Source organism: Roseinatronobacter sp. NSM (assembly GCF_052379845.1).
Lineage (GTDB): Bacteria > Pseudomonadota > Alphaproteobacteria > Rhodobacterales > Rhodobacteraceae > Roseinatronobacter.
This window is the reverse complement of the sequence record NZ_JBQTCF010000010.1, coordinates 99,898-120,479: the sequence shown is the minus strand read 5'-3', so window position 1 is coordinate 120,479 and position 20,582 is coordinate 99,898. Positions and strand designations below refer to the sequence as shown.

Annotated in this window: 29 protein-coding genes; 24 read left to right on the top strand and 5 right to left on the bottom strand. The window is 58.9% G+C overall.

Going from position 1 to position 20,582, the window contains the following annotated elements; translation table 11 throughout:
- Positions 1 to 57 precede the first annotated feature (57 nt).
- The 20 genes from rpsJ to rpmD all read left to right on the top strand — a co-directional run bounded on the left by rpsJ (position 58) and on the right by rpmD (position 9,257).
- On the top strand, positions 58 to 366 hold the full coding sequence (gene rpsJ, locus ACTZWY_RS07755; RefSeq protein ID WP_071797400.1) for a 30S ribosomal protein S10: 309 nt from the start codon (positions 58 to 60) through the stop codon (positions 364 to 366).
- Between the two features lie 12 nt (positions 367 to 378).
- A complete protein-coding gene (gene rplC / locus ACTZWY_RS07750; RefSeq protein WP_444790119.1) occupies positions 379 to 1,215 on the top strand; it encodes a 50S ribosomal protein L3 in 837 nt (278 codons plus the stop codon).
- 1 nt (position 1,216) lies between these two features.
- On the top strand, positions 1,217 to 1,837 hold the full coding sequence (rplD, locus tag ACTZWY_RS07745) for a 50S ribosomal protein L4 (protein ID WP_444790118.1): 621 nt from the start codon (positions 1,217 to 1,219) through the stop codon (positions 1,835 to 1,837).
- A complete protein-coding gene (locus tag ACTZWY_RS07740; protein ID WP_444790117.1) occupies positions 1,834 to 2,130 on the top strand; it encodes a 50S ribosomal protein L23 in 297 nt (98 codons plus the stop codon). The genes rplD and ACTZWY_RS07740 overlap by 4 nt, the downstream gene beginning before the upstream one ends.
- Positions 2,131 to 2,249: 119 nt before the next feature.
- Positions 2,250 to 3,089, top strand: coding sequence for a 50S ribosomal protein L2 (gene rplB / locus ACTZWY_RS07735; protein ID WP_444790116.1), 840 nt, complete (start codon positions 2,250 to 2,252; stop codon positions 3,087 to 3,089).
- Between the two features lie 3 nt (positions 3,090 to 3,092).
- Complete coding sequence (gene rpsS / locus ACTZWY_RS07730; protein ID WP_071469573.1) at positions 3,093 to 3,371, top strand: 30S ribosomal protein S19; 279 nt, start codon at positions 3,093 to 3,095, stop codon at positions 3,369 to 3,371.
- Between the two features lie 3 nt (positions 3,372 to 3,374).
- On the top strand, positions 3,375 to 3,755 hold the full coding sequence (rplV, locus tag ACTZWY_RS07725) for a 50S ribosomal protein L22 (RefSeq protein ID WP_444790115.1): 381 nt from the start codon (positions 3,375 to 3,377) through the stop codon (positions 3,753 to 3,755).
- Positions 3,755 to 4,456 carry a 30S ribosomal protein S3 gene (rpsC, locus tag ACTZWY_RS07720; protein ID WP_444790114.1) on the top strand — a complete coding sequence of 234 codons (702 nt, stop codon included), beginning with the start codon at positions 3,755 to 3,757 and terminating at the stop codon, positions 4,454 to 4,456. The genes rplV and rpsC overlap by 1 nt, the downstream gene beginning before the upstream one ends.
- 21 nt (positions 4,457 to 4,477) lie before the next feature.
- Entirely contained in the window at positions 4,478 to 4,891 is a 414-nt protein-coding gene (rplP, locus tag ACTZWY_RS07715) for a 50S ribosomal protein L16 (protein ID WP_439561270.1), read from the top strand.
- A 194-nt stretch (positions 4,892 to 5,085) separates the two neighbouring features.
- Entirely contained in the window at positions 5,086 to 5,289 is a 204-nt protein-coding gene (rpmC, locus tag ACTZWY_RS07710) for a 50S ribosomal protein L29 (protein WP_444790113.1), read from the top strand.
- Between the two features lie 11 nt (positions 5,290 to 5,300).
- The gene (gene rpsQ / locus ACTZWY_RS07705) at positions 5,301 to 5,540 is read left to right on the top strand and encodes a 30S ribosomal protein S17 (RefSeq protein ID WP_274349948.1); all 240 of its coding nucleotides are present in this window, start codon (positions 5,301 to 5,303) and stop codon (positions 5,538 to 5,540) included.
- Between the two features lie 62 nt (positions 5,541 to 5,602).
- Positions 5,603 to 5,971, top strand: a complete 369-nt coding sequence (gene rplN, locus ACTZWY_RS07700) for a 50S ribosomal protein L14 (protein WP_179907310.1) — start codon at positions 5,603 to 5,605, stop codon at positions 5,969 to 5,971.
- Positions 5,971 to 6,276, top strand: a complete 306-nt coding sequence (rplX, locus tag ACTZWY_RS07695; protein WP_444790112.1) for a 50S ribosomal protein L24 — start codon at positions 5,971 to 5,973, stop codon at positions 6,274 to 6,276. The genes rplN and rplX overlap by 1 nt, the downstream gene beginning before the upstream one ends.
- Positions 6,276 to 6,836 carry a 50S ribosomal protein L5 gene (gene rplE / locus ACTZWY_RS07690; RefSeq protein ID WP_444790111.1) on the top strand — a complete coding sequence of 187 codons (561 nt, stop codon included), beginning with the start codon at positions 6,276 to 6,278 and terminating at the stop codon, positions 6,834 to 6,836. Before rplX ends, rplE begins: the two co-directional genes overlap by 1 nt.
- 20 nt (positions 6,837 to 6,856) lie before the next feature.
- Positions 6,857 to 7,162: a 30S ribosomal protein S14 gene (gene rpsN / locus ACTZWY_RS07685; protein WP_444790110.1), complete on the top strand. Its 306-nt coding sequence runs from the start codon at positions 6,857 to 6,859 to the stop codon at positions 7,160 to 7,162.
- A 12-nt stretch (positions 7,163 to 7,174) separates the two neighbouring features.
- Complete coding sequence (gene rpsH / locus ACTZWY_RS07680; RefSeq protein ID WP_444790109.1) at positions 7,175 to 7,573, top strand: 30S ribosomal protein S8; 399 nt, start codon at positions 7,175 to 7,177, stop codon at positions 7,571 to 7,573.
- A gap of 11 nt (positions 7,574 to 7,584) precedes the next feature.
- Positions 7,585 to 8,118 (top strand): 50S ribosomal protein L6, encoded by a 534-nt coding sequence (gene rplF, locus ACTZWY_RS07675; RefSeq protein ID WP_444790108.1) that lies wholly within the window; start codon positions 7,585 to 7,587, stop codon positions 8,116 to 8,118.
- Positions 8,119 to 8,129: 11 nt separating this feature from the next.
- Positions 8,130 to 8,489 (top strand): 50S ribosomal protein L18, encoded by a 360-nt coding sequence (gene rplR, locus ACTZWY_RS07670; protein ID WP_277805815.1) that lies wholly within the window; start codon positions 8,130 to 8,132, stop codon positions 8,487 to 8,489.
- Positions 8,490 to 8,499: 10 nt separating this feature from the next.
- Positions 8,500 to 9,054: a 30S ribosomal protein S5 gene (gene rpsE, locus ACTZWY_RS07665; protein ID WP_439561260.1), complete on the top strand. Its 555-nt coding sequence runs from the start codon at positions 8,500 to 8,502 to the stop codon at positions 9,052 to 9,054.
- A 14-nt stretch (positions 9,055 to 9,068) separates the two neighbouring features.
- Positions 9,069 to 9,257 (top strand): 50S ribosomal protein L30, encoded by a 189-nt coding sequence (gene rpmD, locus ACTZWY_RS07660; RefSeq protein WP_444790107.1) that lies wholly within the window; start codon positions 9,069 to 9,071, stop codon positions 9,255 to 9,257.
- An 88-nt stretch (positions 9,258 to 9,345) separates the two neighbouring features.
- On the opposite strand, the gene ACTZWY_RS07655 is transcribed toward rpmD, so the two are convergent.
- From ACTZWY_RS07655 to ACTZWY_RS07645, 3 genes are all read right to left on the bottom strand, one after another.
- Positions 9,346 to 9,879 (bottom strand): acyl-CoA thioesterase, encoded by a 534-nt coding sequence (locus ACTZWY_RS07655; RefSeq protein ID WP_444790106.1) that lies wholly within the window; start codon positions 9,877 to 9,879, stop codon positions 9,346 to 9,348.
- A 66-nt stretch (positions 9,880 to 9,945) separates the two neighbouring features.
- Complete coding sequence (recQ, locus tag ACTZWY_RS07650; protein ID WP_444790105.1) at positions 9,946 to 12,006, bottom strand: DNA helicase RecQ; 2,061 nt, start codon at positions 12,004 to 12,006, stop codon at positions 9,946 to 9,948.
- 5 nt (positions 12,007 to 12,011) lie between these two features.
- The gene (locus ACTZWY_RS07645; protein WP_444790104.1) at positions 12,012 to 12,299 is read right to left on the bottom strand and encodes a YggT family protein; all 288 of its coding nucleotides are present in this window, start codon (positions 12,297 to 12,299) and stop codon (positions 12,012 to 12,014) included.
- A 135-nt stretch (positions 12,300 to 12,434) separates the two neighbouring features.
- Between ACTZWY_RS07645 and yaaA the strand changes: the two genes are divergently transcribed.
- Positions 12,435 to 13,208 carry a peroxide stress protein YaaA gene (yaaA, locus tag ACTZWY_RS07640; protein WP_444790103.1) on the top strand — a complete coding sequence of 258 codons (774 nt, stop codon included), beginning with the start codon at positions 12,435 to 12,437 and terminating at the stop codon, positions 13,206 to 13,208.
- On the opposite strand, the gene ACTZWY_RS07635 is transcribed toward yaaA, so the two are convergent.
- Positions 13,148 to 15,412 carry a response regulator gene (locus tag ACTZWY_RS07635; RefSeq protein ID WP_444790102.1) on the bottom strand — a complete coding sequence of 755 codons (2,265 nt, stop codon included), beginning with the start codon at positions 15,410 to 15,412 and terminating at the stop codon, positions 13,148 to 13,150. The genes yaaA and ACTZWY_RS07635 overlap by 61 nt on opposite strands.
- Positions 15,413 to 15,578: 166 nt before the next feature.
- On the opposite strand from ACTZWY_RS07635, the gene ACTZWY_RS07630 reads away from it, so the two are divergent.
- Positions 15,579 to 16,709, top strand: coding sequence for an amidohydrolase (locus ACTZWY_RS07630; protein ID WP_444790101.1), 1,131 nt, complete (start codon positions 15,579 to 15,581; stop codon positions 16,707 to 16,709).
- A 19-nt stretch (positions 16,710 to 16,728) separates the two neighbouring features.
- Here ACTZWY_RS07630 and ACTZWY_RS07625 read toward each other — a convergent pair whose 3' ends face one another.
- Positions 16,729 to 17,688 (bottom strand): L-threonylcarbamoyladenylate synthase, encoded by a 960-nt coding sequence (locus ACTZWY_RS07625; protein WP_444790100.1) that lies wholly within the window; start codon positions 17,686 to 17,688, stop codon positions 16,729 to 16,731.
- Between the two features lie 129 nt (positions 17,689 to 17,817).
- On the opposite strand from ACTZWY_RS07625, the gene ACTZWY_RS07620 reads away from it, so the two are divergent.
- Together ACTZWY_RS07620 and ACTZWY_RS07615 are read left to right on the top strand one after the other, a co-directional pair.
- The gene (locus ACTZWY_RS07620; protein WP_444790099.1) at positions 17,818 to 19,524 is read left to right on the top strand and encodes an acyl-CoA dehydrogenase; all 1,707 of its coding nucleotides are present in this window, start codon (positions 17,818 to 17,820) and stop codon (positions 19,522 to 19,524) included.
- Entirely contained in the window at positions 19,524 to 20,567 is a 1,044-nt protein-coding gene (locus ACTZWY_RS07615) for an MBL fold metallo-hydrolase (protein WP_444790098.1), read from the top strand. The genes ACTZWY_RS07620 and ACTZWY_RS07615 overlap by 1 nt, the downstream gene beginning before the upstream one ends.
- The last annotated feature ends 15 nt before the right edge of the window (positions 20,568 to 20,582 follow it).

The window sequence follows — 20,582 nt, the reverse complement described above, 5'->3', positions numbered from 1 at the left end:
TCGAAACGCAGGCAGGGTGCGCGGTTCGCCGCGCCCCTCCCAGCCGAGGACAAGACAATGCAAGGTCAGAATATCCGCATCCGGCTTAAGGCATTCGATTACCGTGTTCTGGACGCCAGCACACAGGAAATCGTCAATACTGCCAAGCGCACGGGCGCAACGGTGCGCGGGCCCATCCCGCTGCCGAACAAGATTGAGAAGTTCACGGTTCTTCGTGGTCCGCATATCGACAAGAAATCGCGCGACCAATGGGAAATCCGCACTCATAAACGTTTGCTCGACATCGTCGATCCGACCCCGCAAACTGTGGACGCGCTGATGAAGCTCGACCTCGCTGCCGGTGTCGATGTCGAGATCAAAGTGTAAGGAGCCAGGACAATGCGCTCTGGAGTTATCGCAAAAAAGCTGGGTATGACCCGGTTGTTCATGGAGGACGGGCGGCAAATTCCCGTAACCGTTCTTCAGCTTGACGGTTTGCAGGTTGTGTCGCAACGCACTGCTGACAAAGACGGCTACACCGCAGTTCAGCTTGGCGCTGGCGCTGCAAAAGCCAAGCGTGTGTCTGCGCCGATGCGCGGTCACTATGCAAAGGCCAATGTCGCGCCCAAGCGCAAACTGGCCGAATTCCGCGTCAGCCCCGAGAATTTGATCGAAGTTGGTGAGGAAATCACCGCTGATCATTATTTCGAAGGTCAGTTCGTCGACATCGCGGGCACATCGATTGGTAAGGGGTTTGCCGGTGCAATGAAGCGGCACAACTTTGGTGGTCTGCGGGCCAGCCATGGTGTGTCGATCAGCCACCGCTCGCACGGGTCCACGGGCCAGTGTCAGGACCCCGGTAAAGTGTTCAAAGGCAAGAAGATGGCCGGTCACATGGGGGCTGCGCGGATCACCACGCAAAACCTGCAGGTCGTCAAGACCGACAGTGATCGCGGCCTGATCATGGTCAAGGGCGCTGTTCCCGGTTCCAAAGGGGGTTGGGTGACAATCAAGGATGCGGTCAAAAAACCGTTCCCTGACAATGCCATTCTGCCTGCTGCGCTGAAATCAGCCGCCGACGCTGCCCGTAAAGCCGCCGAGGAAGCTGCTGCTGCCGCCGCCGCCGAGGAAGAAGCTGCACGCAAGGCCGCGATTGAAGCGGAAGCCGCAGAGCAGGCAGCTGCTCTGGAACAGGCTGAAGCTTCGATTGAAGCTGATAAGAAGGAAGGCGAGTGAGATGAAACTCGACGTTGTCAATCTGCAGGCAGGGAATGCCGGTGAGGTTGAGCTCAATGAGGCCATTTTTGGCCTGGAGCCGCGCGCCGACATCCTGCACCGTGTGGTGCGCTGGCAGCGGGCGAAAGCCCAGGCCGGCACCCATAAGGTAAAAACCCGCTCGGAAACCAGCTACTCCACCAAGAAGATTTATCGCCAGAAGGGCACCGGCGGCGCACGCCACGGTGACCGCAACGCGCCGATCTTCCGTAAAGGTGGTGTATACAAGGGCCCGACCCCGCGCAGCCACGCTTTTGACCTGCCGAAGAAAATTCGCGCACTTGGGTTGAAACTGGCACTTTCCGCGAAAGCGGGCAGTGGCAAGCTGGTAGTGCTGGACACAACCGAAATGGCAGAAGCGAAAACTGCCATTCTGGCCAAGGCAATCAAGGACATGGGCTGGAAGAAAGCCCTTGTGATTGACGGAGCAGAGGTGAACGAGAATTTCGCCCGCGCTGCGCGCAACCTTGAAGGTGTTGATGTGCTGCCGTCCATCGGGGCGAATGTCTATGACATTCTGCGCCGTGACACGCTGGTGATCACCCGCGCTGGCCTTGAAGCACTGGAGGCTCGACTGGCATGAGTGTGAAAGCAACCCAATATGACGTGATCCGCAAGCCGGTTATCACTGAAAAAGCGACCATGGCATCGGAAGCCAATGCCGTGGTGTTTGAAGTGGCGATTGACGCAAACAAACCCCAGATCAAGGAAGCTGTTGAAGCGATCTTTGGTGTGAAGGTGAAGGCCGTCAACACCACGATTACCAAAGGCAAGACCAAGCGCTTCCGCGGCATCGCGGGGCGGCGCAAGGACGTGAAGAAGGCATATGTTACCCTCGAAGAGGGAAATGCTATCGACGTCTCGACTGGCCTTTGATAAAGAACGAAACGACTCAGCGGCCCCGACGCATTCGGGGCCGTTGGTTATTTGGCGCAACGCGCCGGATTGACTGAAACAGGACCTTTTTGGTCCAGAGCTGACGGAAGACAGAAAGCATGGCACTCAAGTCGTATAAGCCGACGACGCCGGGCCAGCGTGGGCTGGTTCTGATCGACCGTTCGGAGCTTTGGAAAGGTCGCCCCGTCAAATCCCTTACGCAGGGTTTGACAAAGTCGGGCGGTCGGAACAACACCGGACGGATCACTGCACGCCGCATTGGCGGTGGCGCAAAGCGTCTTTATCGTATCGTAGATTTCAAGCGCAACAAGCTTGACGTCGCCGCCGTTGTAGAGCGGATCGAATACGACCCCAACCGCACGGCATTCATTGCGCTGATCAAGTATGATGATGGCGAGCAAGCCTACATCCTGGCGCCGCAGCGCCTGGCGATTGGCGACAAGGTTATCGCGTCCGCGAAGGCCGACATCAAGCCTGGTAACGCAATGCCGTTTTCCGGCATGCCCATCGGCACGATCGTTCACAACATCGAAATGAAGCCCGGCAAGGGTGGCCAGATCGCACGCGCTGCTGGCACCTATGCGCAGTTTGTGGGCCGCGATGGTGGTTATGCACAGATTCGCCTGTCATCGGGTGAATTGCGCTTGGTGCGTCAGGAGTGCTTTGCCACGGTTGGTGCCGTGTCGAACCCTGACAACTCGAACCAGAATTTCGGCAAGGCCGGTCGCACCCGCCATCAGGGTAAACGCCCATCGGTGCGTGGTGTTGCCATGAACCCGATCGATCACCCCCATGGTGGTGGTGAGGGTCGCACCTCGGGTGGCCGCACGCCGGTTACGCCCTGGGGCAAGGACACCAAGGGTCGCAAGACGCGCTCCAACAAGCAGACCGACCAGTATATTCTGCGGTCACGTCACGCGAAGAAGAAGGGTCGCTAATCCATGGCACGTTCAGTTTGGAAGGGCCCTTTCGTCGACGCTTATGTCTTGAAAAAGGCAGAGAAGTCGCGCGAATCGGGTCGCAACGAAGTTATCAAAATCTGGTCCCGCCGTTCTACCATTTTGCCCCAGTTCGTGGGTCTGACATTTGGTGTGTATAACGGCAAGAAGCACATTCCCGTGAATGTGACCGAGGACATGATTGGCCAAAAATTCGGTGAGTATTCACCGACCCGGACCTATTACGGGCATGCGGCCGACAAAAAAGCGAAACGGAAATAAGCCATGGGTAAAGAGAAGAATCCGCGCCGCGTGGCCGAGAATGAGGCCATGGCAAAGTCGCGCATGCTGCGCACCTCGCCTCAGAAGCTGAACCTTGTTGCGGCCATGATCCGCGGCAAGAAGGTAGACAAGGCGCTGACTGATCTGACTTTCTCCAAGAAACGGATCGCTGGCGACGTGAAGAAATGTCTGCAATCTGCAATTGCCAATGCTGAAAACAACCACGGTCTGGATGTTGACGGTCTGGTGGTTGCGGAAGCATGGGTTGGCAAGAACCTTGTGATGAAGCGCGGACGTCCGCGTGCACGGGGCCGTTTTGGCAAGATCATGAAGCCGTTTTCAGAGCTGACCATCACGGTTCGCCAGGTCGAGGAGCAAGCATAATGGGTCAGAAGGTTAATCCGATCGGTATGCGCCTTCAGGTGAACCGCACCTGGGACAGCCGTTGGTTCGCTGAAAGCAAGGATTACGGTGATCTGTTGCTTGAGGATCTGAAGATCCGCGACTTCATCAAGGATGAATGCAAGGCAGCCGGTATCAGCCGTGTGATCATTGAACGTCCGCACAAGAAATGCCGCGTGACGATTCACACCGCGCGTCCTGGCGTCATTATTGGCAAGAAAGGCGCAGATATCGAAACACTGCGCAAGAAGCTGGCCAATCTGACATCTTCCGACCTGCACCTGAACATCGTTGAAGTGCGCAAACCCGAACTTGACGCCCAGCTGGTTGCCGAAAGCATTTGTCAGCAGTTGGAACGCCGTGTCAGCTTCCGTCGTGCGATGAAACGTTCGGTTCAGAACGCCATGCGTATGGGTGCCTTGGGTATTCGTGTGAACCTTGCGGGCCGCCTTGGCGGCGCCGAGATTGCGCGGACGGAATGGTATCGTGAAGGGCGCGTGCCTTTGCACACGCTGCGCGCTGACATCGACCATGCGCATTCCGAAGCGCATACCGCGTATGGCATCATCGGTGTGAAGGTCTGGATCTTCAAGGGTGAGATCATGGAACATGATCCGCAGGCCCGTGACCGCCGGCATCAGGAACTTCAGGACAGCGGCGGCGCACAGCGCCCGCGTCGCTGATCCGACTGAAGGAGAGACACCATGTTGCAACCAAAACGGACCAAGTTCCGCAAACAGCACAAGGGCCGTATCAAGGGTGATGCGAAGGGCGGGTTTGACCTGAACTTTGGCACCTATGGCCTGAAGGCTGTCGAGCCTGAGCGCATTACTGCGCGCCAGATCGAAGCTGCGCGTCGCGCCATGACGCGGCACATGAAACGCCAGGGCCGCGTCTGGATTCGCATCTTTCCAGATGTTCCGGTCACGTCCAAACCCACCGAAGTTCGTATGGGTAAAGGCAAAGGTTCGGTCGATTTCTGGGCCGCGAAGGTCAAGCCCGGCCGCGTCATGTTCGAGATTGACGGCGTAAACGACGCCATCGCGCGTGAAGCGCTGCGTCTGGCCGCGATGAAGCTGCCCATCAAGACGCGCGTTGTCGTGCGCGAAGATTGGTAAGCGTGCGCGGATACGCAAGCTGACGAAAATTACAGCGCTCCGGCCCGGATTGGCCGGGGCGCTTTCTTTTTGGCAAAAGCCTTGCCAAACCTGCCCAAGACGCCTATACGGCACGCTCATCCACCTCCGCCGGGAATCAGGGTGACCCTGTCACAGGGGGCTCTCCGGTGATTGTTGACTGAAGGAAAAAGGCCATGAAAGCCGAAGATTTACGTTCAAAAACGCCGGACCAGCTGCGTGATGAACTGGTTTCGTTGAAGAAAGAAGCGTTTAACCTGCGCTTCCAGAAGGCAACGAACCAGTTGGATAACACAGCACGTGTCCGCAAGGTGCGTCGTGACGCGGCGCGCGTTTCGACCATTCTCAACGAAAAAGCCCGCGAAGCGGCGGCGAATTAAGGAGCTGGCACATGCCCAAACGCATACTGCAAGGCAAAGTGACGAGCGACAAGAACGACCAGACCGTAACGGTCCTGGTGGAACGCCGCTTCACGCACCCCGTCATGAAGAAAACGGTCCGCAGCACGAAGAAATATCGCGCCCATGATCCGTTGAATCAGTTCAAGATCGGCGACACAGTTCGCATCAGCGAATGTGCACCGATTTCGAAAACCAAGCGCTGGGAGGTTGTGACTGAAGCTTCGGCTTAAGTCGCGCCTCTCCAGACTTATCGAAACCCTGGGCATGATGCCCAAAGGTCGGGAGAAACCAAATGATCCAGATGCAGACCAATCTGGATGTCGCTGACAACTCCGGCGCACGCCGGGTGCAGTGCATCAAGGTTCTGGGTGGTTCCAAGCGACGCTATGCGTCAGTGGGTGACATCATTGTGGTGTCGGTCAAGGAAGCCATCCCGCGCGGTCGCGTTAAGAAGGGGGACGTGCGTAAAGCCGTCGTCGTTCGCACCGCCAAAGAGGTTCGTCGTGAAGATGGAACCGCAATCCGTTTTGACCGCAATGCTGCGGTCATTCTGAACAACAACAACGAACCCGTCGGCACCCGTATTTTCGGGCCAGTGGTGCGTGAGTTGCGCGCGAAGAACTTCATGAAGATCATCTCGCTCGCGCCGGAGGTGTTGTGATGGCCGCAAAACTTAAGAAGGGCGACAAGGTCGTCATCCTTACTGGCAAGGACAGAGGCAAGACCGGCGAAATCAGCCGCATCATGCCGAAGGACAATCAGGCCGTGGTTGATGGTCTGAATATCTCCATCCGCCACACCAAGCAAAGCCAGAACAGCCAGGGTGGCCGCTTGCCGCAGGCAATGCCCATCCATTTGTCGAATCTGGCGCTGGTTGATGGTAATGGCAAAGCAACCCGCGTTGGCTTCCGCATGGAAGACGACAAGAAAGTGCGCTTCGCCAAAACAACCGGGGAGGCGATCTGATGCTTGACGCAGCCACCTATACCCCCCGCCTGAAGACGGTCTACAAGGACCAGGTTCGCGCGGTGCTGAAAGAAGAATTCGGCTACAAGAACGACATGCAGATCCCCAAGCTCGACAAGATCGTGCTGAACATGGGCATCGGCGAGGCCGTGAAGGACAGCAAGAAAATTAAATCTGCACAGGCCGATTTGACTGCGATTGCTGGCCAGAAAGCCGTCATCACCAAGGCGCGCAATTCGATCGCGGGGTTCCGTGTTCGCGAAGAAATGCCGCTTGGCGTGAAGGTCACCCTGCGCGGTGAGCGTATGTATGAATTCCTTGACCGCCTGATCACCATCGCCCTGCCGCGCGTGCGCGACTTCCGCGGTGTGAAAGGCACGTCATTTGACGGCCGTGGCAACTATGCCATGGGTATCAAGGAACATATCGTGTTTCCGGAAATCAACTTCGATCAGATCGACGAAGTCTGGGGCATGGATGTGATCATCTGCACCACCGCGAAAACCGACGCGGAAGCGAAGGCATTGTTGAAAGCTTTCAACATGCCCTTCAATAGCTGACGCGAGAGGGAGAGATCGATATGGCTAAAAAAGCAATGGTCGAGCGCGAAAGAAAGCGTCAGCGTCTGGTCGCAAAATATGCAACCAAGCGCGCTGAGCTGAAAGCAATCGCTGCCGACGCCGAACGCCCGATGGAAGAGCGCTTCAAGGCAAACCTGAAACTGGCACAACTGCCGCGGAATTCGTCAGAAACCCGCTTGCACAACCGTTGCCAGCTGACAGGGCGCCCGAAGGCCTACTATCGTAAATTGAAACTGTCGCGGATCGCGCTGCGTGATCTGGCCTCCAAGGGTCAGATTCCGGGCATGGTCAAGTCGAGCTGGTAAGGAGATCGCAAGATGTCGATGAACGATCCTCTCGGCGATATGCTGACCCGTATCCGCAATGCGCAGATGCGTGGCAAGTCCACCGTTCGCACCCCTGCGTCCAAGCTTCGTGCCTGGGTTCTGGATGTGCTGAAGGACGAAGGCTACATTCGTGGCTATGAAAATGTGACCGCAGCTTCGGGTCATGCAGAACTGGAAATCTCGCTGAAATACGCAGATGGCCAGCCTGTTATCCGCGAGCTGAAGCGCATTTCCACGCCCGGCCGTCGCGTTTATTCCGGTGTGCAGAACATCCCGCAAGTCCGTAATGGGCTGGGTATTTCTGTGGTTTCGACGCCCAAAGGTGTCATGTCCGATGCAGCAGCACGGGCCGCCAATGTTGGCGGCGAAGTGCTCTGCCGCGTGTTCTAAGGAGGGCTGAAATGTCTCGTATTGGCAAAAAGCCTGTTGAACTGCCTTCGGGTGTGTCCGCACAGGTGTCTGGCCAGACTATCGAAGTCAAAGGGCCGAAAGGTACCCGCAGTTTCACCGCTGGTGATGATGTGGATATCATTCTTGACGGCAATCTTGTCACGATCAAACCGCGTGGCCTGTCCAAGCGCGCGCGCCAGCAATGGGGTATGACCCGTTCGATGGTCGCAAACCTGGCCGAAGGCGTGACCGGCGGGTTCAAGAAAGAACTTGAACTTGTCGGCGTTGGTTACCGTGCCGCGATGCAGGGCAAGGACCTGAAACTTTCGCTTGGTTACAGCCACGAAGTCATCTTTGAAGTGCCTGCGGGTGTGACAGTGTCTACGCCGAAGCAGACCGAAGTTGTCGTCGAAGGTATTGACCAGCAACTGGTCGGTGAAACCGCAGCAAATATCCGCAAGTGGCGTCGTCCCGAACCCTATAAGGGCAAAGGTATCCGCTACAAGGATGAGTATATCTTCCGTAAGGAAGGCAAGAAGAAGTAAGGGCGCGAAAGATGGCGAACACTAAGCTTAAGCTGTTCCAAAAACGCCGCCTGCGCGTTCGGAACAAACTGAAGAAACTGGCCAACGGGCGTCCGCGCCTGACTGTGCACCGTTCGAACAAGAACATCAGCGTTCAGCTGATCGATGATGTGAATGGTGTTACATTGGCTTCGGCCTCGACATTGGAAAAAGATTTCGGTGTCGTGGGTGTCAACAACAAGGACGCTGCTGCCAAAGTTGGCATTGCGATTGCCGAGCGCGCGAAAGCCGCTGGCATTGAGGAATGCTATTTCGACCGCGGTGGTTTCATCTTTCACGGTAAAGTCAAGGCCTTGGCCGACGCTGCGCGTGAAGGCGGCCTGAAGTTCTGAGGAGACGATTATGGCAGAAAGAGATAACCGCCGGGACCGTCGCGAACGCGAGGAAACCCCGGAATTCGCCGATCGTCTGGTAGCGATCAACCGCGTTTCGAAAACAGTGAAGGGTGGTAAGCGTTTTGGCTTTGCTGCGCTTGTTGTGGTCGGTGACCAGCGTGGTCGTGTGGGCTTCGGCAAAGGCAAGGCCAAAGAGGTGCCCGAGGCGATTCGCAAGGCCACCGAACAGGCCAAACGTCAGATGATCCGCGTGCCCTTGCGTGACGGTCGCACCCTGCATCACGACATCGAAGGACGTCATGGTGCGGGCAAGGTGATCATGCGTCAGGCCGTGCCGGGGACTGGTATCATCGCCGGTGGTCCAATGCGCGCCGTGTTCGAGATGCTGGGTCTTCAGGATGTTGTGGCCAAGTCGCAAGGCAGCCAGAACCCCTATAACATGGTTCGGGCGACATTTGACGCGCTGCGCAATTCAGCAAGCCCGCGTCAGGTGGCACAGCGTCGCGGCAAGAAAGTTGCCGAGATCCTGCGCAAGCCTGAAGCTGAAACAGCTGACGCTTAAGGGGAACAGTGGACATGTCAAAAACCATCGTGGTCAAACAGATCGGCTCTCCGATCCGCCGCCCCGCCATTCAGCGCGCTACCCTTAAGGGGTTGGGCCTGAACAAGATGCACCGTGTGCGCGAACTTGAAGATACACCCTCCGTGCGCGGTATGGTTGCGAAGGTTCCGCATCTGGTCGAGATCATCGAAGAGCGTGGCTAAGGGCGGTTACGCCTGGACACCGACTAAAAGCCGTCCCGCAAGTAGTTGCGGGGCGGCTTTATTTTAGGTCAAGCGCGTTTCGGGCGGTTTAATCGCGGGCAGGGGGCCACGGGCGTTCACTATCTGCCGCAACCCATGCCTGCACCCAAGCGGGCAGGGCGGGGCTGACCGTTTCAGCGCCCAGGTCCTGCACGACTTGGACAGGCGGAATAATGCCTTTTGCGCTGGTAAATGCAGACCGGATCAGGATGTGGTTGGCGCAAGTATTCCCCTTCCACATGCTTTGTTCAACATAGATGAACTTGTCATCCCAGCCCACACAGCGGCTGCGCAGTTCAAAGCGTTCAAAGGCCCGAACACGCTGGCGGTAGCGCGTGCTGTTCCCCGCCACCGTAATGCCCCATCCGTTGCGCCGCAGGACATGGGTTAACCCCGTGCGCATGGCCATGGGTATGCGTCCCAGATCATATAATGTCAGGGTGCGCCCGTTGTTCAGCTCGATCCACGGGTCAAGGTCCCATGGCCAGCAACGGTGATGGGACACATGTGTTTCCAGAAGGCCCAGCTTGGGCGCGTTGCGGTATTTCAGGGTTTCTTTGATAAAACGCAGGAAGGGATACATGGCTTGCGCTCCTTTTCGGTTCGGACCTGTCGCGCCACGGGGGCGGGGTCAAGCTGCGCCGTGGCGTCACAGGGTGTTTATTTGTGTGACGATTGCTTCGCCAAAGCGGGCCATGCGCGCGTCGTCCATCCCCTTTATGCGCGCCAGCGCGGCCAGCGTTTGGGGTTTTGCTTCCGCGATACAGCGCAATGTCGACGGCGAAAGCGTCAGCAACTTCTGGGTGCCATCCGCTCCGCGTTCGATGCTGCGCGCCAGTGCTTCAAGTTCATCGTAAACCGCGCCTGCGTCCCGGCCTGCCAGCTTGCGGCGTGCGGGGTGCACAGGGGCGGGCCGGTCACCCGTTATGACCTGCAAAAACGCCGCGCCGTAGCGGTCCAACTTGGTGGCGCCGACACCTGTAATGCGCGCCATGGCATCCATCGTGTCGGGGCGATTTTCCGCCAGCTCAATCAACGTGCGATCTGTGAAAATAACATAGGCTGGCACGCGCGCGGCTTCTGCGAGGCTGCGGCGTTTGGCCTTCAGGGCCGACAACAGCGGCGCATCTTCATCCGAGACCAATGTGCGTAGCGCGGGTCCGTCGCGTGCTGTCTTGATGCTGTCCTCGCGCAGTTCGATCCCGGCTTCGCCGCGCAGAATGGGGCGCGCGGCCTCGGTCATGCGCAATGCACCGTGGCGTTCTGGGTCAGGGCGCACAAGGTCCCGCCCCATCATCTGGCGAAATACCGCCTGCCACTTCGCGCGGCTTAGGTCCCGACCCACAGCAAATGTGGGCAATTGGTCATGCCCACGGTCCCGCACTTTTGGGGTGGCGGTTCCTGTCAGAATATCAACCAGATGCCCCACGCCGAAATTTTCGCCCGTGCGCAAGATTGCGGACAGTGCCTTTCGCACAGGCGTCGTTGCATCGAACAGTTTGGCAGGCGTGGTGCACAGGTCGCAATTGCCACAGGGTGGGGACACTTCACCGAAATAGGATAGCAGCATCTGGCGGCGGCATTGCGCAGCCTCGGCCAGCCCAAGAAGCGCGTTCAGGCGGGCATGGTCAGCGGCTTTGCGTTCCACCGGGGCAGGGCTTTCGTCGATTTGCGCGCGGCGCAGCCGAATATCATCCTGCCCGAATAGCGTCATTGTGTCGGCCGGCGCCCCGTCGCGCCCCGCGCGCCCGATTTCCTGATAATAGGATTCAATGGATTTGGGCAAATCGGCATGCGCCACCCATCTGATATCAGGCTTGTCCACCCCCATACCGAAGGCGATTGTTGCAACAACAATCAGGTCATCGTCACGTTGGAACAGGTCTTCGACCATGCGGCGGGTATGGGCATCCATGCCCCCATGATAGGCGCGTGCGTTATGGCCTGCATCGATCAGCGCTTGCGCAATGGATTCGGTGCGCGCGCGCGTGGCGCAATACACAATGCCGGACTGGCCCTGTCGCGCCTGCGCATAGGACAGAATTTGGTCACGGGGGCGGTTCTTGACAACAAATCGCAAGTGAATATTCGGTCGGTCAAACCCGCGCAGGAATATGCGTGGCGGTGTCGCCCCAAACAGCCGCTTGATAATCTCGGACCGGGTTTCGGCATCTGCGGTGGCGGTGAATGCGGCCAGCGGCACATCAAGCGCCCGGCGCAATTCGCCAATGCGCAAATAGTCTGGCCGGAAGTCATGGCCCCATTGGCTGACGCAATGTGCCTCGTCCACCGCAATCAGGCTGCATCCGGCGCGACGCAACATGTCGATTGTGCCGCCGGACGCCAGACGTTCGGGCGCGATATACAAAAGCTTCAGTGCGCCGCTTGACAGGGCGGTATAAACAGCGTCATTTTCGGCGTCTGTGTTGCCCGAGGTTAACGCGCCAGCGGCGACACCCACTTCCTGCAAGCCGCGCACCTGATCGCGCATCAGGGCAATCAAGGGCGAAATCACCAGCGTCAACCCGTCCCGGCACAGTGCTGGCAATTGGTAACACAAGGATTTGCCGCCGCCCGTGGGCATGATGGCTAGCGTGTCCTGTCCCTGACGCACCGCGTCAACTATTTCCGCCTGACCGGGCCGAAAATCGGCAAAGCCGAAGACGCGCGCCAGCAGGGTTTCAGGGGTGTCGGTGATGTCTGCGTGCATTTGCGTCAGACAAACATGCCCGCGTTGTTAATCAAGATAATGCGCAAGCCGTAAATGATAAGCAACGCGACAAGCGGCGCCAGGTCAATGCCGCCCAGATCCGGCAGGAATTGGCGAATGCGGGTATAGGCGGGTTCCAAAAGCCGGTTCAACCCGTCCCAGATGGACCCGACAATAGGCGAATTCAGGCTAAGCACCTGAAAATTGATCAGCCAGCTCAGGATGATATGCGCAAGGATCATGAATTGCGCCACGTTCAGAACAAGCAGAATTATCTGGATCAGGGACAGCATTTTTCGCCTCTTGCTTGGGGTTGTGCTGAAACTAGGGGTTGGGCGCGTGAAGGGCAACCATATATGGCAATGTTGTCTGGACAAATCCGCGCCATTGGCTAGGTAATCACGCGCAGCCATAAGATAGGGGTTCTCATGTTAGTTGTGTTGTCGCCAGCCAAAAAACTGGATTGGTCCGTATCTGGCGAAAATCGTGTGCTTGGCACACCGCAATTCCACGATAACGCCACCGAACTGGCCGGGCTTGCGCGGGGTCTTGGCGCTGATGGGTTGAAAAAGCTGATGCATATCAGCGATAATCTGGCTGCGCTGAACCTTGAACGGTTCCAAGCCTTTACCCCGACCCCCGCGCCAGAGGAAACGCGCGCCGCGATCTACGGCTTCGCGGGTGACACCTATACCGGCCTTGATGCGCGGTCGCTGGACACTGACGCGCTGGATTGGGCACAGGGCCATCTGCGCATATTGTCGGGGCTGTATGGTGTTCTGCGCCCGTTTGATGCGTTGCAACCCTACCGGCTGGAAATGGGCAGCCGCCTTGGGGGGGCGCATGGGAAAAACCTGTATGCGTATTGGGGCCGCAAGATTTCCGATGCGCTGAATGCCAGCGCCGCTGAAACCGGCGCGAAAGTGCTGGTAAACTGCGCGTCGCAGGAATATTTCGGCGCGGTGGATATGGCCGCGCTGAACATGCGCGTGATCACCCCCGCTTTCATGGAGTCCCGCGACGGGGCCGCGCCAAAGATCGTCAGTTTCTATGCGAAAAAGGCACGCGGTGCGATGGCGCGCTACATTCTGGAAAACCGGCTGCGTGACCCCGCAGCCTTGCTGGATTTCAACACAGCCGGTTATGAATTCGACCCCGCACTTTCCGCGCAGGACAAACCCGTATTCGTGCGATCGGTTTGAACAGGGCGCAGTGCGGGCCTGTGGCGTGACAATGCGTCAATCAGTTCCGCTTTGCGCAATGGCTTTGCCAATGTGGCGTTCATACCGGCGGACAGCATTTTTGCAGTTTCTTCCTGCAGGGCATGCGCTGTCAGGGCAATGATGGGAACAGTTTTGCCATTGCCGAATGCGCGGATATGTTGCGTTGCTTCACGCCCGTCCATTTCGGGCATGGACACATCCATGAAAATGATGTCCGGCGCGATCTCGACAAATTTTTCGACTGCTTCGCGCCCGTTGACAGCAAAATGAAGTTCCAGATCAAGCCCTTGCACCATTTTCGAAAACACCAATCGATTTGTGGCGTTGTCCTCGGCATACAGGACCTTCAGCGGGGCATGGTCAGTATGAACGGGGCCATCGGGCTGTGCAGCTGCGGTGGGCGTGGGCATGGGCGTTTGCGTTTCGGCCAAGGCGGCGCAGATTGACAGCGCGACATCGCGCCATAGCAGCGGTTTGGGCAAGGCGTGCCGTATCACGCCGGTCGTGGCCAGGTTTGAATGTTCCGCCATCGCTGAACACATCATGATGGATGGGCAACCGGGGGCCTCTTTTTCGATCATGCGGGCAATTTGCGCGGCATCATCGGATGACAGGTCTTGGTCAATCAACACCAGATCGACTGTTTGCTGGCCCAAAAGACGCAATGCAGGTATGGCTTGCGTCGCTGTCAGTGTTCGCACGCGCGCTGACTGGAAATGCCGTTCCAGTATGCCCCGGCTGATCAGGTGGTCGCTGATCAGCAAAACCTGTTGCAGCCGCTGGGGCAAGGGGGGTGGGAAGCTGTGATTTGCGTCTGCAGTAGTGGCAATTTCCAGATTGAGGGAACACCCGAAACACGACCCGATGCCAGGCTCGGATTCCAGCCAAATGGAACCGCCCATAAGTTCGATGATCCGTTTGGAAATTGCAAGCCCAAGGCCGGTCCCTTCGAAACGGCGGTTGGTCGCGTCTTCTACTTGCTGAAATTCCGAGAAGACGTGCTCGCTATGTTCCGGGGCAATTCCAATGCCGGTATCTTCGACGGTGATATGCACAAGCTGACCTTCGTCAGATTTGTTCACACCCACAGCGCGCACCAGAACATAGCCAGTTTCAGTAAATTTGACGGCATTTCCTATCAGGTTTGTCAGCACCTGACGCACGCGACCGGGGTCTGCCTTGAAATGACGCGGCAGGAAAATGTCGTAATCCAGAATCAGTTCTATGGATTTGCCGCGCGCGGCAGGGGCCAGCAAGGTCAGAACTTCATGGATGGTTTTCTCCAGATCAAAATCTTCGGGATACAGGTCCATTTTGCCCGCATCCATCTTGGAGAAGTCCAGAATGTCATTGATGATGGTGACCAGCGCCTGCCCACTGTTGCGGATGGTTTCGGCGTAAATGCGTTGTTCGCTGTCCAGTTTGGTTTCCGCCAGCAGGTCCGCCATGCCGACAACCCCGTTCATGGGGGTGCGTATTTCATGGCTCATATTCGCCAGAAACGCAGATTTTGTTTGCGCGGCAGCTTCTGCCTGAGTTTGGGCTTCGATAAGTTGTGCCTGATATTTCAGGCTGCGCGTAATATTGCGCACAAGGCTGACGTAGTCGCCATTGGGCACGCGCCGGTCCATCAGCCGCACGCTGACACCGTTTAGGAAATGCATTGCAAGCGGTGTGATCTGGGGCTTGGACCAGCGGTCCAGCATGGCCTGCACCCAATCCCCCGGCGCGGTGCCTTGCAGGTCCACAAGCCCTTCATAGGCGCATATTTCAAGAATGCGGTTATACCCTATGCCTTGTGTAACCTCTGGGAACCCGTCAAATACGCTAAGATAAGCCTGATTGGCAAGCACCAGCTTCTGGTCGCTGTCAAAAACGGCGAATCCGTCTGTTATGGTCTCGACAGCTTCGCGCAACCGCAGATCTGCCAGATTCGCGACAGAATGCGCGATCTGCAATTCCTGTGATGTTTGCGTGTTCACGCCTTCAAGCTGTTCGGCAATGCTGCGCATGCCCTGCAGTTCAGCGCGTTGTTCAATAATCTGGTCGGACAAATTGAAGGCATGCGCTTTCAGCCGGTCATTGGCTGCGGTCAATTCCATGCGCGCGTGTTCCAGCAAACGCTCCGCGCGCAAGCGCGCGCGGCGTTCCCGCATGATCTGGTCTGGAAACCCTTTGGACATTTTACTGATGCGAACCAAGCTGAGTGATATTGTGCATTACTATCATGACCACCCGTGAACATGGGCTTAACATGGATTGTTTTCATGGCCGGGGCCTTTGGGTCCTGGCTGGACAGCGGGGTTCATTTGCGTGAAACAGGCGTGATCCCATTTGAAAGTGCGCCCCATGACCGACCCGCTTGTTGCCCTGCGCCATGATTTGCACCGTCACCCTGACCTGTCCGGGGACGAAGGGCCAACTGCAAGCCGAATTGCCGCTTTCCTGAAGCAGGGCGCGCCAGACCACATCATGGATGATCTGGGCGGGCATGGTGTCGCTGCCATCTATCACGGGGCGCAGGACGGGCCGACGGTCATGTTCCGCGCGGAGCTGGACGCCTTGCCGATACAGGAACGCAGCTTTGTCGCGCACCGGTCGGGCAGGGCGGGTGTGGCGCATCTTTGCGGGCATGACGGGCATATGGCCATTTTGGCGGGGCTGGGGCGCAGCCTGTCCGAAAGCCCCTTGTCCAAGGGCCGCGTGATCTTGTTGTTCCAACCCGCCGAGGAAACCGGCGAAGGCGCGCGCGCCGTGCTGGCCGACCCGCGTTTTACTGCGCTGCGCCCCGATTGGGCATTTGCGCTGCATAACATGCCGGGGGTGGCGCTTGGGCAAGTGGCGGTTGCGGCGGGGCCAGCGGCCTGCGCATCAGTTGGGGTGCGCGTGCGCCTGCAAGGCCGAGAGGCCCATGCCGCCCAACCCGAAACCGGCCTGTCACCTGCGCCGGTGGTTCAGCGGTTGCTGGCATGGGTGCAGCAGTTTCAGGACCTGCAGGCAGGGCCGGACTGGCGCCTTGCCACGGCGTGCCATGTGCATATGGGCCAGCCTGCCTTCGGGATTTCGCCTGCGCAGGCCGATATCTGGATCACGCTGCGCACCATCACCGACCCCGCGCTGGGGGCGTTTGAACAGGAGCTGCGCCAGCTGGTCGAAACGCAGGCCCTGCAATGCGGGCTTGATGCGCAGATCAGCCGCCACGACCATTTCAACGCCAGTATCAACGACCCCGCCGCTGCCGCAATTGTGGCGCGGGCCGCAGCCCGGCTGGACATGCCAAAAGGCGAATTCGCCTTGCCCATGCGCGCCTCTGAAGATTTTGGCGCGTTCGGTGGTGCATCGCGTATGGCGCTGTTTTTCCTTGGCGCAGGGGAAGGCGTGCCAAGCCTGCATAACCCCGACTATGATTTCCCTGATGCATTGATCGCGCCTGCGGTGCGCCTGTTTCGTGCCATCTTGCAAGAGTGTCTGCAGGTCTGAAGGGCAGCCCTGTCAGCCGTCAACGCGGCGCGGCGGCACGGCGCAAGCGGTCATTGATGGCCAGCCCCAGCCCGTATTCGGGCACAGGGGCCACTGCTATGGGGCGGCCTGTGGCATCCGCTTTGTGCAGAATTGCGAATAGCTGCGCTGCAGCTTCGGCCAGATCGCCGTTTTCGGACAGCGTGAAATCCGCGCCCGCGCAGTCCGGGCCGAACCCTATCCAGACTTCTTGCCCGTCGCGCGTGCGGGCATTCAGCCGCACAGATGCGCGCGGCGCGTAATGGGACGCCATCTGGCCCGGTGCGGTGATGGTGGCGCTTTTGGTGGGCACAGGCAGGTAGCCCAGAACTGCGGCCATCATTTCCGGGCTTATGCCGCCTGCGCGCAGCACGACGGCACGGCCCGTGTCATCGGTGCCAATGATGGTGGATTCCACGCCAACCGGACAGGCCCCGCCATCCAGCACCGCGGCAATGCGCCCCGACAGGCCCGCCATGACATGCGCTGCGGTTGTCGGGCTTATTTGGCCTGACGGATTGGCCGATGGCGCAGCAACCGGCCCGCCAAATTCCGCCAGAAGCGCGCGCGCGGCAGGATGCGCCGGCAGTCGCAGCGCAACAGTGTCCAGCCCCGCCGTGACCGCAGGGGCCAAGCCGTGCCCGTCGCGCAAGGGGGCCACCAGCGTCAACGCACCGGGCCAGAAATGCTGCGCCAATGTGCGGGCGGTGTCGTCCAGCCGGGCCAGTTCGGTTGCGGTGTCCAGATCAGCCACATGAACAATCAGCGGGTTATGCACGGGCCGCCCCTTGGCCGCGAAAATGGCCTTCACTGCGGCGGGGTTGCGTGCATCGCCCCCCAGCCCGTAGACTGTTTCCGTGGGTATGGCGACCAGCCCGCCACGGCGCAAAATGGTGCTGGCGCGCGAAATGCCCGCAGGTGTTTGGTCCAGTATCTGCGTCTGGTCGTGTTGGGCTGTCATGTTGTGACGTGGCGTCCTTGTTTGGGTTTCCGTCTAGGCGGGCTAGAACCCTGTTCATAGGGTGCGTGGCATGTCTTGCCAAGCGTCGCGCGCCCACGACAAACTATCTACACCTTTTCAGGAGGCCCCATGCCCTACCGCGCCCCGCTTCAGGATTTCGGCTTTTTGCTGGACCATATCGTTGCCTTTGATCAGGTGCGCCAGACGGAACGCTTTGCCGAAGCAACCCGCGAAACAACAACCGCGATTTTGGCAGAAGCCGCGCGCCTGTGTGAAGATGTGCTGGCGCCGCTGCAGCGGCAGGGGGATCTGCAGCCCGCGCGGCTGGAAAACGGGGTTGTGCGCACGTCACCGGGCTATGCGGGGGGCTTTCACGCTATTGCACAGGGGGGCTGGCTGGGCATTGCCGCAGACCCCGCATATGGCGGAATGGGGTTGCCGCAGACATTGGCGGTGGTGCTCAATGACATGATGTCGTCGGCCTGTTTGTCGCTGGAACTGTGCCCGCTGATGTCACAGGGCCAGATCGAAGCGCTGGAGCATCACGCCGATGACCAGATGAAAGCGCTATATCTGCCGAAACTGATTTCGGGCGAATGGACAGGCACCATGAACCTGACCGAACCGCAGGCGGGCAGTGACGTGGGCGCGTTGCGCACCAAGGCCGAACCGCAAGCTGATGGCAGTTTCCGTATTACAGGGCAGAAAATCTATATCAGTTGGGGGGATCACGATATGGCAGAAAATATCTGCCATCTGGTGCTGGCCCGCCTGCCCGACGCCCCGCAAGGCACCAAGGGGATAAGCCTGTTCATGGTCCCGAAATACCTGCCTGATGCCGATGGCGGTATTGGTGCGCAAAACAGCCTGCGTGTGGTGTCGCTGGAACACAAGATGGGGTTGCACGGATCGCCCACTGCGGTCATGGAATATGACAATGCCACAGGCTGGATGGTGGGTGCGCCCAACAAGGGCATGGCCGCAATGTTCACGATGATGAACAATGCCCGCGTGGGGGTGGGCGTGCAGGGGATCGGGGCCGCCGAAGGTGCGTTCCAGCACGCGCTGGCCTATGCCCGCGACCGCAAACAGGGGCGCACGCCCGTGAATGCCACCGGGACGATTATTGAACATGCGGACGTGCGGCGCATGCTGGCGATGATGAAGGCCGAGATATTCGCCGTTCGCGCCATTGCGCTGGCCAATAGTGTGGCAATCGACATGGCCCGCGCCACCGGGTCCGATGAATGGGCGGCGCGCGCGGCGCTTCTGACCCCCATCACCAAGGCGCAGGGCACCGATGCCGGGATCGAGGTTGCAAGCACCGGCATTCAGGTTCATGGTGGCATGGGTTTCATCGAGGAAACGGGCGCAGCGCAGTATTTGCGCGATGTGCGCGTTACCGCGATTTACGAAGGGACGAACGGAATTCAGGCCATGGACCTTGTCGGGCGCAAGATGATGGATGGCGGCGAAGCGGCATTCCGCCTGTTGCAGGAAGTCGAGGATTTTGCCGAATCGGCCCGCGGCCCGTTGCCGGACCTTGCGGAAGATGTCTGGCAGGCTGCCGAAACCCTGCGCGAAACAACTGAATGGCTGATCACGCAGGACATGACCGAGCGTGCCGCCGGTGCTGTGCCCTATCTGCGTGCTTTCGCAAGGGTGTTGGGGGCGCATTACCATTTGCAGGCCGCTATCAAGGGCACAAGTGCGCGTCAGGCCCTTGCGCGTATCTTCATCACGCGTCTGTTGCCGGAACATGCGGGGTTATTGGTGCAGGTGCGTGCGGGTGCGGCAGGGCTTTATGCCCTGTCCGATGATGAACTGGCGGTCTGATGGACGGGGGACCCACATCATCCGGTCTGCGCTACCCGTTTGCAGCGCCCCCTCAACCCGGCACGGCAATCGCCGTCGCAGATGGCGTGTTCTGGGTCCGGCTGGCGCTGCCCATGGCGCTGGACCATGTCAATGCTTTCGTGTTGGATGATGGGGACGGCTGGACAGTGTTCGACACCGGCTTTGACACGGCGACCACGCGCGATGCGTGGGGGCAACTGCTGGCCGGTCCGTTTCGGGGAAAACCTGTCAGGCGGGTTATCGCCAGCCACCACCACCCCGACCATATCGGCCTGGCTGGCTGGTTTCAGGCGCAGGGGGCGGAATTATGGACCACCAGAACCGCATGGCTGACGGCACGGATGTTGGTTCTGGATGAACAGGACCGCCCGCATGACGAAACGCTGGATTTCTGGCGCCGTGCCGGTATGGACCCCAGAATTCTGGCGCAACGCGCGCAGGAACGGCCCTTCAACTTCTGCGATTGTGTGGCCCCGCTGCCGCTGGGGTTTCATCGGCTGGTGGAAGGTTGCGTCTTGCAGGCGGCCGGACGCGATTGGGCGGTGCGGCTGGGTCAGGGCCATGCCCCTGACCAGATTACCCTGTGGTCGCAAAGCTGCAATCTGGTGCTGGGGGCTGATCAGTTGCTGCCGTCAATTTCCGCCAATCTGGGGGTTTACGCAACCGAACCGGATGCGGACCCGGTGGCGGAATGGCTGGCATCCTGCGAAAGGCTGAAAGAATTTGCGCAGGCCGATCATCTGGTGTTGCCGGGCCACAAGCTGCCCTACACAGGGTTGCCCCTGCGCTTGCATCAGATGATCGAGAACCATCATGGCGCGTTGAAGCGCCTTCAGGCGCATCTGGGCACCCCCCGCAAGGCGGCAGAGTGTTTTGCCCCGCTGTTCAAGCGCGAGATTACGGACGCGGTCTATGGTCTGGCGCTGGTCGAATCCATCGCCCATCTGAACCATTTGACGGCTGCGGGCGGCGCGCGTCGGTGTTTGAACGAAGATGGCGTTTATCTTTGGCAGGCAATCTGACCCGCGCTTTGCGAA